Below are 727 nucleotides of genomic sequence, written 5' to 3' on the forward strand. Positions count from 1 at the left end.
AGGAGAACAAGCCGTCCAACCCCAGCGACCCGCACGACGGGGCCTACACCGCGGCGCGGCTGGCCCGCGACGAAGGGGTGCCCATCTCGACGATCTCGTTCGGCACCAAGACCGGCGAGATCGAGATGGACGGGCAGCGGGTCGCGGTGCCGGTATCGACGGACCAGATGAAGATGATCGCCAAGCTGTCCGGCGGGCAGTCCTACACCGCCGGCACCGTCGACGAGCTGTCCAAGAGCTACAACGCCATCGAGAAGGACATCGGCTACCGCACCGTGCCGGGTCCCGGCAGTGCCGGGTGGTTGCGCCTGGGCGTGCTCACCGCCCTGATCGCGACGGCGCTGGCGCTGCTGATCAACCGGCGGCTGCCGGTCTGATCGCTCAGGAGGGCAGCCGGCGGTTCAGGAACAGGCCGGCCAGGACGGCGCCGGCCATCGCGACGGCCCCCAGCAGCATCCAGGCCAGGCTGGCGTCGCCCTTGACGGTTTCGTAGCCGATCTGGCGCTGCAGGGTCGCGTAGACGTCCTTCAGCGACTCCAGGCTGTCGGCGTGGAACGACTGGCCGTCGGTGATCTCGCAGATCTTCTTCAGCGTCTGATCGTCGACGGGAACCGGGATGGTGGCGCCCTCGTACTCGACGGTGCCGTACGGCGTGCCGAACGAAATCGTCGAGATCTGCACGCCCTCGGCCTTGGCGGCCCGGGCCGCGGTGAACGCCCCCTGCGGG

2 pseudogenes are annotated in these 727 nt (G+C 69.2%); one reads left to right on the plus strand and one right to left on the minus strand.

Features of this window, described 5'->3' with window-relative positions:
* Window positions 1-377: pseudogene (locus tag A5680_RS16825) on the plus strand (hypothetical protein); the annotation flags it as partial.
* Between the two features lie 4 nt (window positions 378-381).
* Here A5680_RS16825 and A5680_RS16830 read toward each other — a convergent pair.
* A pseudogene (locus tag A5680_RS16830) lies at window positions 382-727 on the minus strand (hypothetical protein); the annotation flags it as partial.

The organism is Mycobacterium sp. E2989 (assembly GCF_001667595.1).
In the GTDB taxonomy this organism is placed as follows: Bacteria; Actinomycetota; Actinomycetes; order Mycobacteriales; family Mycobacteriaceae; genus Mycobacterium.